Consider the following 11,576-nt stretch of genomic DNA (forward strand, 5'->3'; position numbering starts at 1 on the left):
CGGGGGTCCAACACCGATCGGGTTGTCAACGATACCTTCCAGGTATGGATCCGGAGTAACGTGGCCGTATGGAGACCCGGGAACTGCGCTATTTCGTCGCTGTCGCTGAAGAGCTGCACTTCGGGCGCGCCGCGCAACGGCTCGGGATCGCACAGCCGCCTTTGTCCCGGGCGATCCAGCAGTTCGAACGCCGACTCGGGGCAGTGCTGTTGGATCGGACCAGCCGCACCGTCACGCTGACCGAGGCCGGCGCGGTGCTGTTGGTCGAGGGCCGGGCAGCGCTCGACGCGGTCGACGCCGCTGAACGCCGGACCCGCCGTGCCGCCCTTGCCGCGACCGGCCGTCCCGGCCTGGCCCTGGTCACGAAAGCCAGCGCGTCCCGCGAACTACTGGCAGAACTGCTCGACGCGTACGCCGCCGAACCCGACGCGGTGCCCATCGACGTCATCCTGTGCGGGCCGGCCGAGCAGCAACGACTCCTGCGCGAGGGCCGGGCCGACGTGGCGCTGCTGCACCGGCCGTTCGACTCGACGGCAGGGTTCCACACCGAGGAGCTCAGCACGGAGGGCCAGGTCGTGGTCCTGCCGGCCGGCCATCCGCTCACCGCCCGGGCCCATGTGCACATGGCCGACATCACCGAGCTGCCGGGCCTGCCCCTGCCACGCTGGCCCGACTCCGACGGCGCCTACCCGCCGGGCCCCGGCCCCCAAGTCCGCGACCATGCGCAGTTGTTGCAGCTCGTCGCGCTCGGCCGTGCTTGCGCAGTCTCACCGGAGTCGTGCCGAGCCCAGCTGCACGATGACCTCGCCGCCGTGCCCGTGCTGGACGCGCCGGCGGTCACCACGGTGATCGCCTGGCCACCGCACAGTCGGTCCAGAGCCGTCGCCGACCTTGTCCGGACTGCGACACGTCTCTCCTGACGGACGGGGAGTCGCCCGCTGACCGACGATCTCCACCGAAGTCACCCGCCCACGACCAGCGTGAACACCCCGACACCGACCCACACCAGCCCTGCGACCTGCTACTTCACGATCTACATCACTCGTTGAGCAGCCCCGTGCAGTCCTGGCCGGCCGTCCCTTCCAAAGCTCAACGGGCGTACACACTCCGTAGGGTGGAGATCGCCGACCTACCGGGCGGGAAGGCCGACCGTGACCGCCCCGGCGGGCGACCGGTACGGCGGTTGCGGCACAGCCCCCACGGACAGAGGCGTCCTGGGCACCGCAGACCTTCACCCGCAACACCGATGGCACCGCCCTGCTCGCCACATGGGAAAAGAACCACCTCGGCTCACGATCAAGACGGTCGGCCGCGCAAAGGAACCTCTCCGGCTTCATCGTCCTGCCCGTCGCCGGGTCGTCGAACTGACCTGGGCCTGAACGACGTACTCCGACCAAACAGGTACTCACCTCGTCGTGCACAGGCCGCCGGCCGGGCGGGCCTGCTTCGGCGAAGGGCATTGTCACTGCTGGCGCGTACCTTGCCCGGATGAGCTGGGACATTTTCATCATGCGGTTTCCCTCCGATGCGGGGGCAGTGGACGAGATCGCCGACGGCTGGGAGCCACCGAGTCTGGGCTCAGGTCGCGACGTTCGGGCTGTCCTTGCAGAGGTGCTGCCGGGCATCGACTACTCGGAGGGCGGTTGGGGCGACTACGAGGGTCCGGGCTTCTCCATCAGCATTCCGGTCAACGAGGCTGACGACGCGCCGGTCGCCGGAGTCGGCCTCTTCATCCACGGCAGCGGCGGGGCAGCAGCGCACGCTGCCCTCGCATTCGCCGATGCGTTGAAAGCACGGGCCTTCGACACCGGGTCGGGAGACTTCCTCACCGCGGACTCCGCCCAGTCGGCGTTCGATGGCTGGCGTGCATACCGAGACCGTGTCCTGGACCAGCGCGGGCCCTGAGTCCGCCGTCACTCTGTGAGCCGAGACTCGGTGCCGTCCTTGTGGCGAGTGGGGCGTTGGTAGGCCTCGCCGGTCGCCGAGGACCCGGCCCACGACGTCGCGGAACAGCCAAGGCAAGCGCCTACCCGAGCACTCCTCTGCCTGGCCAGACGCCGGTTCGGCGTCCTGTTCGCCATGCTCCGCGACGACCCCTTCTACGATCCCCGGCCCGCAGCGGCCGGCGATTGAACTCCACGGGGTTCTGAGAGCAACACCACGCGGTCTGCCGCAGGATCGAACCCCAGCACGGGGTTTCCCCCGTCGCCTGCCGCGGTCATCCGCACGGGCTTGCCCAGCAGACGCCCGATCGAGTCCAAGAAGCCGCACAGGATGTCCACCCCCTCTTGGCCCTGCAGTTCCCGAAGGTCGACATCGAAATCGATCTCACCCGGCGACATCGGCCAAAAGTTCACCCATACGTCCGCAACAGGCCACACCCGCAGCGCGACCGTGTCCGCATCCGCAGGACGCGACAACACCGCCTCCGCCGAGGGCAACGGCATCAGGACATCGCCGTCCCGGTACTCCCACACCCAGCCGCAGGACCGGACCAGGTCAAACACCGACTGCCAATCCTCGATCGAGGCACCCTCCACACACACGTCCGGCAGGGCGCCCATCAGGTCCGGGTCGAAGAAGTCCTTGACGTTGTCCCACAGCAGATCCGGCATGCCGCCATGCTGCCTGCTGATGCCACGCGGCCGCAGCCTGATTCCCTTGGAAACCCCATAACGGCGCCCGCAGGGGCAACAGGCCTCGCAGCGCTGAGGACGCGTCTACGTCCCGGTCTTCGCAGAGCCCCTGTCCAGTCTGCTCGCCCCACCAGGTATCTTGCATTGCATGGAACCAGGTGATTCGACCAAGCAGGCTCGGGCAGCCGCCCAGCTCCGCAAGGGCGTCCTGGAGTACTGCGTACTCGCCCTGATGCGGGATCGCCCCCGCTACGGCGTGGAACTCCTGCACGCCCTGGAGGACTCCGGCGCCCTGGCCACCGGCCAAGGCACCGTCTACCCGCTGCTCTCCCGGCTCCGCCGCGACGACCTGGTCACCACGACCTGGCAGGAATCCGCCTCGGGGCCACCTCGCCGCTACTACGCGCTCACCGACAGCGGCCGAGCCGCACTCGACGAGTTCACCCGCGTCTGGCCCGGCTTCCGCAACGCCGTCGACGCCTTCCTGGCCACCCCGCACCCCTCCCCTGGAGACCCCGCATGAAGACCTCTGCCGACCCCGTACGCGACTACCTCTGCGCCGTCGAGCGCGAGGCCGGCGTACTTTCCGCCGACCGACGTCAGGAACTCCTGGCAGACCTCGCCGAACACATCGACGTGACGCGCGCCGAACGCCCCGACGCCGCGATCGGCGACGTCCTGGCGGAGCTGGGCGACCCCCGCACGATCGCGGCGTCGGCACTCGCAGAGGCGGGGAACGGGGCCGCCGGGACCTCGCCGCGGGACGGTGGCGGAACGCCTGCCCGGCGTGGCAAGGTGCACCCCCTGATCCCGCTGCTGCTGCTCGCCCTCTCGCTGCCCTTCATGATGGTCTTCCCCGACCTGCCGGGCCCTCTGTTCGGCGTCCTGTTCCGCGTCACCGGCGCGGTACTTCTGTGCACCTCAGTGCACTGGAGCGCCGTACACAAGACCACCGGCGTAGTGCTTACCGCCGTCCTGCCCACCGCCGTCATCGCCACCTGGAACCTCTCCAGCGGCGGCCCGGCAGGCGACACCCCCGCCTTCTTGGCCAACCTCACCATGTTCACCCTGCTGGCCGCCACGACGGCATGGCTGTGGCGCATGCGCCGCCCCTGAGACCTCGACTCCAGTCTGCGCATTCCAGACGCTCCATCGCGCGTGCCCGGGACAGCTGCTCACTGTCGGTAACAGGCCCTGTCCACTGCCTGCGGCCCGAGCATCGTTGCCGAAGCCGCCGCGATCACGAGGCAGCCGGCACGTGAGGAGCCGCCGAACTCGACACCCCCACACCACAGGTTGCGATGACCCCGACGCCGGCAGCAGCACGGCGACGCCGAGTCCGACGCCGACGGCCGTCAGACCGCCGACGTCCGCGGAAATCCAGCCGGCTGCGGGACGGGCACCAGCCCGGTGGAGGTGAACGCCTTGAACAGCGGGTCGGCGGCGCCGTCGACGTGAAGTCTCCGAGCTCGAAGAGGCCTCGACGACGCGGGAGAGGTTCGCCGCCGACCGATCGAAGTCGTCCTCCGACGGACGCGGAACCCGCTGTCGGGCTTCGGCGGGGCGTCGAACAGGGGGCACGATTTGCGAGGCCGCCGCCACGCCTCGCCCGCGTGGCGCTACTCGACCAGGTTCTGGATGCCGACCACCGAGATCAGCTCCAGCTTCTCGGCGGCCCTGGTGCCCGGCTCGGCCGAGTAGACGAGGATGTACAGGTCGCTCTCCTCCAGCCGGAGCAGGTCGCAGTCCAGCGTCAGCAGGCCCACCTGCGGATGCTCGATCGTCTTGTGCCAGGCTTCGAGTCGTCCCACGGCACCCGCGTCCCACAGCTCGGCGAACCGCTCGCTGTCGGCACGCAACTCCGCGATCAGGTGCCGCAGTCGGCGGTCCGCCGGATAGTGGGCGGCGGTCCTCCGCAGCTGGGAGACCATGCAGACCTCGCAGGCGCTCCGTTCCTCGGGCGTATGCAGCACCCTGGTCGGCACGCCCATGAAGGTGCGCCACGCGTCGTTGCGTTCCAGGCCGCGCAGGCCGGACGGGTCGCCCATCAGCGCCGCGTACATCGGGTTGGCCAGCAGCAACGTCAAGGCCGCGTCGGAGACCGCGACGGGTGCGTCGACGAGTCGGTCCAGCAGCCGCATGATGCTGGGCGTGATGTGCCTGGGCACCATGTCGGGACCGGGCGGAATCAGCCCTGCCAGCCCGAACAGGTATGCCCGCTCGTCTGCCGACAGCCGCAGCGCACGGGCCGGCGCCTCGACGACCTGCCCGGAGGGGTTGGCTCACCGTGCAATACGCGAAGGCGTTCCCGGACATGCGGATCAATTCCGTCGAGCCCGGCTTCATCAGGACGGACCTCAACGACAACACGGGCATGCAGACCGTCGAGCAGGGCGTCGAGATCATCGTCCGCATGGCGCAGATCGGTCTCAACGGCCCGACCGGGGGCTACTTCGACGCCGACGGTCCGCTGCCCTGGTGAGTCACAGCTGCACCAGCCGGGGCGCCGCGCCCTCCGCGCGCAGCAGCGCCCCGGTCTGACGGGCCAACTCCCGTGCACTGCCCAGCAGAGAGGCCGCCGAACAGTGACCACTCATGCTTTGCACCTCAGCGTAATCCCGTTGACGGGCGCGACGCCCGGCTTTGACGATCAAACGCATGTCTGACGCCCTCGTGCCTATGCGCCACCGTCAGTTCCGTCACCTCTTCATCGGTACGACGGCCAACCTGCTCGGCAACGGGGTGGCGCCAACCGCCCTCGCCTTCGCTGTGCTCGACGCCACTGGCTCGGTCGGCTCGCTCGGGTTGGTGGTCGGCGCCCACTCCCTCACCGGCATCCTCTTTCTGCTGTACGGCGGGGTGTTGGCGGACCGGCTGCCACGCGGCCCGCTGTTGGTCGGCAGCAGCGTGGTCAGCGCGTCGAGCCAGGCGGTGGTCGCTGCCCTGGTCCTCTCCCACCACGCCGCCGTCCCCCTGCTCATGGTGCTCGCCGCCGTCAACGGGGCGTCAAGTTCCTGCTACCAGCCCGCCGCCCAGGCCCTGCTGCCCCAGACCGTGCCGGCCGATGCCCGCCGCGCCGCTCTTGCGATCTCCCGGATCGCCGGCAGCAGCGCAGCGATCGTGGGTGCCTCGCTGGGCGGCGTACTGGTCGCCGCGGTCGGCCCCGGCTGGGGCCTGGCCGTCGACGCGCTCAGTTTCGCGCTCGCCGCCGCGTTCTTCGCGCTGGTCCGCGTCCAGGTGGCGCCGCCCGCGCCCAGACCCGGCGCGGTACATGAACTACGCGTCGGCTGGCGGGAGTTCACATCACGTCGCTGGGTGTGGGTGATCGTGCTCGCCTTCTGCTTCCTCAACGCCGGCCTCACCGCCTCGTTCACCGTCCTCGGGCCGGCCGCCGCCGACACCACTGGGATCGGCCGCAGCGGCTGGGGCATCGCCCTTGCCGCGGGATCGCTCGGCGCGGTCGCCGGCGGCATACTCTCGCTGCGCTGGCGGCCCCGGCGCGCGATCCTGGTCGGCTGCGCGCTGATGGGCCTGACGGCGACGATCCCGCTGCTGCTCGCGCTCGCCCCATACACCTGGCTGCTGGTCGTGGCCAACTTCGTGGCGGGCATGGGCGTTGAGCAGGCCGGCGTCGCCTGGTACTCGACCCTCAACGAGCAGATTCCCGAGGACCGCCTCGCCCGCGTCTACGCCTACGACGACCTCGGTTCCTACCTCGCGCTCCCGCTCGCGCAGTTCGCCGCCGGACCCGCCGTATTCCTCCTCGGTCTCCATGCCACCCTCTACGCGGCCGCCGCGCTCATCCTTTTCGCCACCCTCGCCATGGTTGCCACCCCGTCCATCCGCGCCCTGGCTCCGACGACCGCAGAACCGCTGCCCGCCTCCGAGGATCCGGTGCCTGGCTGAGCTCGGCTCTGACGCGCCATTCAGACTCGCCGAGACCTCCATCAGGCTCCAGATCGAGCCATGAGGCGTACACGACGCTCGGTGTGACCATCCGATGTCATCCAGAACCGCACGGAGGAGGAGCGAGTCACCGCGGTCTGGAATGAGGCGAACCACTTCCGTCAGCGCCAAGGTGCCCAGTCCGTTCGCGCACTCATCGAGTGTCGCGCGCCTGGCCCCGGCCACGCGAGCAGGCACCGCCAGCGGGGCCGATAGGAAACAGACCGCGACCACTTCCACGGTCACACCGTCAGGATCGATGAGCCGATGCGGCTCGTACCGATCGTCGGTCTCCACCAGCCGGCCTCACCGAGGAACCACCAACGCCGCCAGATCCTGCTCGGGAGCATGACTCATCACGACCGGTGACGTAGCGGCGACCCCAGCCGGTCTCTGCCTCCTGAACTGCCTGACTCCCACAGCTCGTTCAGCCAGTCGTTGCCGTTCTCTTGACGGCTCCCCCGCGGTCCGAGGGGATGGCATTGCGGCCCCGGGCAGCGACGATCAGCCGACGGGAGCGGACCTCGCCGTGCGTCGACAGCAGGTCGGGCGGGGGCGGAACCGGTCGTCCTGCCTGGCTGCCTGTCGCTTGACGCGATTTCAGGGAGTGAGGGTCTTGAAGGCGGGCGATCCTGAAGTAGGCTGCCATTGTTCTATTTCAATGAGAACAATGGCCCGAGGGGAAGCCATGACCGTCTTTCGCAGGTGCGCCCTGACGGCCGTTCCGTTCGGCGTCGCTACCGCCGCCTACATCGGTGTCTTTCTGGCGAGCTACGACCGACTGCCCGGGCGGATCGCCACCCACTTCTCGGGTGGTGGTGGGGCTGACGGCTTCACGAGTCGGACCGCCGCGCTATGGTTCGGCAGTGGCCTGCTCGTCGGTCTTGGGCTGCTTTTCACAGTGCTGGTCCTGATGTCCAAGGAGAGCCCTGGGGGAAGGTTGACCGCCGCAGTCGGCGCCGGCACAGCAGTCACGCTCGGCTATCCGTTAGTCCTCACCGTTCTTGTCAACACGGACGTCCAGGATCCGGCCGAAGTACGACTGCCGATGTGGCATATGGCCGTACTACTGCTGGCGGGAGCGGCCACCGCCACGCTGGCCTGGTGGCGAACGAGTGGCGGGCCGCGCTCCGCGCCGGCACGGCCGTCCCCTGCGCTACTGCTGACCGAGGGCGAGGCTGCAGCCTGGAGCCGCACCATAATCTCCCGCGCACTGCTGATCCCGGCCGGCGTGGTCACACTGAGCGGGCTTTTCGCCGTGACGTTCGGTCCCTGGCAGGCAGGACTGCTGCCGCTCCTCCTCGGCCTCACCTGCGCGCCCTTCGCCGGCGTCCGGGTGACCGTCGACCGGCGCGGCGTTTCTGTTGCCTCGACGGTCCTGCCCAGGCCCCGGCTGGCCCTGCCCCTCCGCAGCATCGTCAGTGCCAGCAGTGTCCAGGTCAATGCCATGGGGGACTTCGGCGGCTGGGGCTATCGGATACGACCGAACCGGCGGGGCGTGGTCCTGCGATCGGGGGAGGCGCTCTCGGTCCGCACGGCGGGGGGACGCGAATACGTGGTCACCGTCGACGACTCGACTACCGCGGCCGCGCTGCTCAACGGCCTGGTGAATCGCCACGCGGAGGGAGCGTGAGCAGGAATGCTGTTTCGGGTGCTTTCGAGCTCTCCTGTGCCGCTGGGCGAACAGATCGCTGCCTGCGTACGAGGGGCAATCGCCAACGGCACGGCCGCCCCGGGTGAGCGACTGCCGCCTGCCCGCGAGGTCGCCGAGTCGTTGGGCGTCAACGTGCACACGGTTCTGCGCGGTTACCAGCGACTGCGTGACGAGGGCCTGATCGAGTTGCGCCGCGGCCGGGGCGCAGTGATCAACGCGGCGTTCGGTGTCGCAGACCAGGCTCGGCTCACCGAGGCTGTGCGCGGCCTCATTGCCCAGGCGCGAGAGTTCGGTCTCACGGACCAAGAGCTCCTTTCTATGGTGCACAACTGCCTGTCCAGCGCAACCGTCACCACGTCACCCTGAACACATCGGGCTTGGCGGCTCCGACTCTCCATGGGAGAGGTGGAGTGCCGGGGACGCGGTAGAACCGGCTCCCCCAACACATTCTCTGGGGACAGGACATGACCCTGCTCAAGGAGGACGAGGTGGTGAAGTCCCTGCAGCAGGGCCTCCCCCGCGACCTTGACCGCTGTCATCGGGACGAACACTTCGAAGTCGCTCGCCGATCCCGCTGCACCTAGGCAGTTTCGTTTGGATCGGCGGGCAGACCAGAGGAAGATGCCCGCAATATGGAGTCCGGCCAGGTAGATGGTGGCGGTCTTCTCGTAGCGGGTGGCGATGCCTCGCCACTGCTTCAGGCGGTTGATGCACCGTTCGACGGTGTTGCGCTGGCTTGTATGCCTCGCGGTCGAAGGCTGGTGGCCTGCCGCCCCGGCTTCCGCGCCGCAGGCGGTGCCCCCGCTGATCGGCTGGAACGGGGATCACGGCGCGGATCCCGCGCTTGCGCAGGTGCTCGCGGATCGCGCGGGAGGAGTACGCCTTGTCGGCCAGGACCACGTCCGGCCTGGTGCGGGGCCGCCCTCGCCGTCGAGGGACACGTAGGCGGGCCATGACGTCTGTGAAGGCGGGTGCGTCGCCGGCCTGTCCGGCGGTGAGCACGAAAGCCAGCGGCCGGCAGTGGGCGTCGGAGGCCAGGTGGATCTTTGTGGTCAGTCCGCCGCGGGACCGGCCGATGGCGTGGTCTGCCGTGCACCGCACGGGCGGCCGTCTTACGGTTGGTGGCCTTCGCGCTCCGGTCCGGGCTCACACTCGCCGACCCGCCCTCTCGGCCGGAAGGGACGGGGCAGGCATTTAATCGGATGCGTGTGCGGCGTGGAGTTGTTAGGTTCGCCGTGTGCCGAAGCTGAATCAGATCATCGCAGTCGAAAAGGGCGTCAAGTCCAAGGCTCTCCAGGAGCTCACCCAGGCTCACCAGGACGTGCAGAAACCCGCCCTGCTGGCGGGCATCTCCCGGACCTACCAGCCGAAGGACGAGGAGGGCGAGCAGCTGCCGCCCGAGTCCACGCGGGTGCAGATCAAGGCCGAGGACGCTCTGCGGGCGACCGCCGGGACGCTGACGCGGCTCTTCGACGTGACCGCGACGAAGGACTGGGCGAACCGGTCCGCGGTCGCGGACGTGGTGGTCGACGGTACGGTGCTGTTGCCCCAGGTGCCCGTCCCGTACCTGTTGTTCCTGGAGAAGCAACTCACCGACCTGCACACCTTCGTTCGCAAGCTGCCGGTACTCGACGCCTCCGAGTCGTGGAACCTGGACCCCTCGACGGACTCGTGGAAGACGGACCCGGTGCGGACCATCCGCACGAAGAAGGTTCCGCGCAACCACGTGAAGGCCGAGGCCACGGAGAAGCACCCGGCGCAGGTCGAGGTGTACTACGAGGACGTCCCGGTCGGTTACTGGACAACGGTGAAATTCTCCGGCGCCCTGCCCGCCCGGCGGGTCAACGAGCTCCTCGACCGCGTCGAGAAACTCCAGCAGTCCGTCAAGTTCGCCCGCGAGGAGGCGAACAACACCGAGGTCACCGACCAGCGGATCGGCGACGCGGTATTCGGCTACCTCTTCCGGTAGCCCCACACACGCCCTCCGTCGCGAGCGGAGGGTGCGCGATGAGCGCAAGCTGAAACTGATGTTGAAGCTGATGAAGGGGTGTCAGTTGGGGGTTCGAATCCCTCTCCCCGCACCACGTGCGGGGGTGGCCCAAGCCTGGCAGAGGCGGCCCCATGAAACTCAGATTCTCGCTCCAGTCTCAGTATTCGCCGCCGAACACCGGATCGACCGAGCGTGGGCGAACATCGACGGATGGGGGTTCAAGTCCCCTCGGCGCCTCTCTCGTGGCGCTGTAGTTCAAAGGCAGAACACGTCGATCTCAATATGACCCGCGTTTCTTAAACGCCGTCGGTGTGCGCAAATGGGTGGCAAGCTGGAGCCCGGGAGCTGGACATGCTCCCGGGCTCCGTCACGTCCCGGCCCGCAGCTTGGTGCTGTGACCGGCTCCCCGTGGAGCGTTCTACGATCGCGGCGTGAACGAAGACGTGAGTGAAGAGCAGAGCGAGCGCGAAGGTGGGGCGACGTACCAGCGCGTCAGGGGCGAACTGCTGAACCGTCTGGCCGACGGGACGTACTCCGTCGGCTCACGGCTGCCGTCTCCGCGTGCCTGTCGGACGAGTTCGACGTGTCGCGGGACACCGTGCAGAAGGTGCTGCGGGAGCAGGCCAACGCGGGCTGGCTCTCCTCACGGCAAGGCAGTGGGATCAGGGTGATCAAGATTCAAAGTCCTGGCCGACAAGGCGTACTCCTCCCGCGCGATCCGCGAGCACCTGCGCAAGCGCGGGATCCGCGCCGTGATCCCCGTTCCAGCCGATCAGCGGGGGCACCGCCTGCGGCGCGGAAGCCGGGGCGGCAGGCCACCAGCCTTCGACCGCGAGGCGTACAAGCAGCGCAACACCGTCGAACGGTGCATCAACCGCCTGAAGCAGTGGCGAGGCATCGCCACCCCCTACGAGAAGACCGCCACCATTACCTGGCCGGACTCCACATTGCGGGCATCTTCCTCTGGTCTGCCCGCTGATCCATACGAAACTGCCTGGGCCGGTGCGAGTGCCCTTCTTCAGGTCGCCGGTCTCGTCGACCAGCGCGTCCTGACCGTCCGCCAGATGTCCTGCACGTAGTCACGCAGGTAGTCGCGCACCTGGTGGGCGTCCGACTTCGCCCGCTCGAGCAGGTGTTGCAGCCCGTCCGGAGTGGCGTGACCGACGTGCTCGGCTATGGTCCGGCAGTTCTTGCGGGGCAGGTCCGACAGCAGTCCCAGAACCAAGTCCCGGACCCCGCAACGGGGTTCGACCCGCGCGAATCTGCCGGCGATCCGCTGCGTCAGCCCCTCGACCGACTCCTGCCACCGGACACGGTCTACGCTGTGGCCTGGGGGGGGGGGGGGGGGTGG

General features: G+C 68.8%; 10 protein-coding genes and 5 pseudogenes. 11 read left to right on the plus strand and 4 right to left on the minus strand.

Annotation, left to right across the window (positions count from 1 at the left end; genetic code table 11):
- Positions 1–68 precede the first annotated feature (68 nt).
- Positions 69–920, plus strand: coding sequence for a LysR family transcriptional regulator (locus ACN6LD_RS20415; RefSeq protein ID WP_319192001.1), 852 nt, complete (start codon positions 69–71; stop codon positions 918–920).
- 568 nt (positions 921–1,488) lie between these two features.
- Positions 1,489–1,905, plus strand: a complete 417-nt coding sequence (locus ACN6LD_RS20420; RefSeq protein WP_445043920.1) for a hypothetical protein — start codon at positions 1,489–1,491, stop codon at positions 1,903–1,905.
- A 194-nt stretch (positions 1,906–2,099) separates the two neighbouring features.
- On the opposite strand, the gene ACN6LD_RS20425 is transcribed toward ACN6LD_RS20420, so the two are convergent.
- A complete protein-coding gene (locus ACN6LD_RS20425) occupies positions 2,100–2,615 on the minus strand; it encodes a hypothetical protein (protein WP_319192003.1) in 516 nt (171 codons plus the stop codon).
- A 169-nt stretch (positions 2,616–2,784) separates the two neighbouring features.
- Between ACN6LD_RS20425 and ACN6LD_RS20430 the strand changes: the two genes are divergently transcribed.
- The 3 genes from ACN6LD_RS20430 to ACN6LD_RS20440 all read left to right on the plus strand — a co-directional run bounded on the left by ACN6LD_RS20430 (position 2,785) and on the right by ACN6LD_RS20440 (position 4,337).
- Entirely contained in the window at positions 2,785–3,159 is a 375-nt protein-coding gene (locus ACN6LD_RS20430; protein ID WP_319192004.1) for a PadR family transcriptional regulator, read from the plus strand.
- A complete protein-coding gene (locus ACN6LD_RS20435; RefSeq protein WP_445043921.1) occupies positions 3,156–3,752 on the plus strand; it encodes an HAAS signaling domain-containing protein in 597 nt (198 codons plus the stop codon). Before ACN6LD_RS20430 ends, ACN6LD_RS20435 begins: the two co-directional genes overlap by 4 nt.
- A 396-nt stretch (positions 3,753–4,148) precedes the next feature.
- Positions 4,149–4,337 (plus strand): malonate decarboxylase subunit alpha, encoded by a 189-nt coding sequence (locus ACN6LD_RS20440; RefSeq protein WP_445043940.1) that lies wholly within the window; start codon positions 4,149–4,151, stop codon positions 4,335–4,337.
- Here ACN6LD_RS20440 and ACN6LD_RS20445 read toward each other — a convergent pair.
- Positions 4,256–4,918: pseudogene (locus ACN6LD_RS20445) on the minus strand (MmyB family transcriptional regulator); the annotation flags it as partial. The gene ACN6LD_RS20440 and the pseudogene ACN6LD_RS20445 overlap by 82 nt on opposite strands.
- Here ACN6LD_RS20445 and ACN6LD_RS20450 point away from each other — a divergent pair.
- The 4 genes and pseudogenes from ACN6LD_RS20450 to ACN6LD_RS20465 all read left to right on the plus strand — a co-directional run.
- Positions 4,918–5,118: pseudogene (locus tag ACN6LD_RS20450) on the plus strand (short-chain dehydrogenase); the annotation flags it as partial. The pseudogenes ACN6LD_RS20445 and ACN6LD_RS20450 overlap by 1 nt on opposite strands.
- A 176-nt stretch (positions 5,119–5,294) precedes the next feature.
- Complete coding sequence (locus tag ACN6LD_RS20455; RefSeq protein WP_445043922.1) at positions 5,295–6,542, plus strand: MFS transporter; 1,248 nt, start codon at positions 5,295–5,297, stop codon at positions 6,540–6,542.
- Between the two features lie 727 nt (positions 6,543–7,269).
- Positions 7,270–8,214: a DUF1648 domain-containing protein gene (locus tag ACN6LD_RS20460; RefSeq protein ID WP_445043923.1), complete on the plus strand. Its 945-nt coding sequence runs from the start codon at positions 7,270–7,272 to the stop codon at positions 8,212–8,214.
- A gap of 6 nt (positions 8,215–8,220) precedes the next feature.
- On the plus strand, positions 8,221–8,601 hold the full coding sequence (locus ACN6LD_RS20465) for a GntR family transcriptional regulator (protein WP_445043924.1): 381 nt from the start codon (positions 8,221–8,223) through the stop codon (positions 8,599–8,601).
- 245 nt (positions 8,602–8,846) lie between these two features.
- Here the strand turns inward: ACN6LD_RS20465 and ACN6LD_RS20470 are convergent.
- Positions 8,847–9,312, minus strand: a pseudogene (locus ACN6LD_RS20470) (IS5 family transposase); the annotation flags it as partial.
- A gap of 160 nt (positions 9,313–9,472) precedes the next feature.
- On the opposite strand from ACN6LD_RS20470, the gene ACN6LD_RS20475 reads away from it, so the two are divergent.
- Both ACN6LD_RS20475 and ACN6LD_RS20480 read left to right on the plus strand, forming a co-directional pair.
- On the plus strand, positions 9,473–10,204 hold the full coding sequence (locus tag ACN6LD_RS20475; protein WP_319197040.1) for a DUF7873 family protein: 732 nt from the start codon (positions 9,473–9,475) through the stop codon (positions 10,202–10,204).
- A 704-nt stretch (positions 10,205–10,908) separates the two neighbouring features.
- Positions 10,909–11,204: pseudogene (locus ACN6LD_RS20480) on the plus strand (transposase); the annotation flags it as partial.
- A gap of 22 nt (positions 11,205–11,226) precedes the next feature.
- Here ACN6LD_RS20480 and ACN6LD_RS20485 read toward each other — a convergent pair.
- Positions 11,227–11,510, minus strand: a pseudogene (locus tag ACN6LD_RS20485) (transposase); the annotation flags it as partial.
- Positions 11,511–11,576: the final 66 nt, after the last annotated feature.

The organism is Streptomyces sp. SAS_272, assembly GCF_052543235.1.

Bases quoted from the DNA above. Each gene is read 5' to 3' on its own strand.
- ACN6LD_RS20415 (WP_319192001.1), top strand. From the start codon at position 69: ATGGAGACCCGGGAACTGCGCTATTTCGTCGCTGTCGCTGAAGAGCTG.
- ACN6LD_RS20420 (WP_445043920.1), top strand. From the start codon at position 1,489: ATGAGCTGGGACATTTTCATCATGCGGTTTCCCTCCGATGCGGGGGCA.
- ACN6LD_RS20425 (WP_319192003.1), bottom strand. From the start codon at position 2,615: ATGCCGGATCTGCTGTGGGACAACGTCAAGGACTTCTTCGACCCGGAC.
- ACN6LD_RS20430 (WP_319192004.1), top strand. From the start codon at position 2,785: ATGGAACCAGGTGATTCGACCAAGCAGGCTCGGGCAGCCGCCCAGCTC.
- ACN6LD_RS20435 (WP_445043921.1), top strand. From the start codon at position 3,156: ATGAAGACCTCTGCCGACCCCGTACGCGACTACCTCTGCGCCGTCGAG.
- ACN6LD_RS20455 (WP_445043922.1), top strand. From the start codon at position 5,295: ATGTCTGACGCCCTCGTGCCTATGCGCCACCGTCAGTTCCGTCACCTC.
- ACN6LD_RS20460 (WP_445043923.1), top strand. From the start codon at position 7,270: ATGACCGTCTTTCGCAGGTGCGCCCTGACGGCCGTTCCGTTCGGCGTC.
- ACN6LD_RS20465 (WP_445043924.1), top strand. From the start codon at position 8,221: ATGCTGTTTCGGGTGCTTTCGAGCTCTCCTGTGCCGCTGGGCGAACAG.